The organism is Massilia sp. CT11-108, assembly GCF_047302915.1.
Lineage (GTDB): Bacteria > Pseudomonadota > Gammaproteobacteria > Burkholderiales > Burkholderiaceae_D > Telluria > Telluria orientalis.
In genome coordinates, this window is sequence record NZ_JBKYMO010001580.1 from 1 (window position 1) to 260 (window position 260).

At 72.7% G+C, this 260-nt stretch carries 1 pseudogene; it reads right to left on the reverse strand.

Annotation, left to right across the window (positions count from 1 at the left end):
• Positions 1-16: 16 nt before the first annotated feature.
• Positions 17-260: pseudogene (locus ACEN88_RS35670) on the reverse strand (peptidase M17); the annotation flags it as partial.

Here is a 260-nt window from a genome sequence, read left to right on the forward strand (position 1 = left end):
ACCTGGCGTTGCGGGGCTAGTCGCGGGCCAGACGCGCGAACGCCTCCGCGAATGCCCGCCCCGCCGCCTCGGCACGCGGCGCCCCGACGTCGAACGTGCAATGCCGCAGAGACGGTGCCGCCGCGAGGCCGGCCTGCGCCAGCATGTGCTCGGCCCGCAGCGCGCCCAGCATCCCGTCGAGCATGACGTTCTGCATGTCGAGCCTCGCATTGTCCGTGTGTCCGGCATCGAGCACGCTGGGCGCGAACACGTCCGAACGC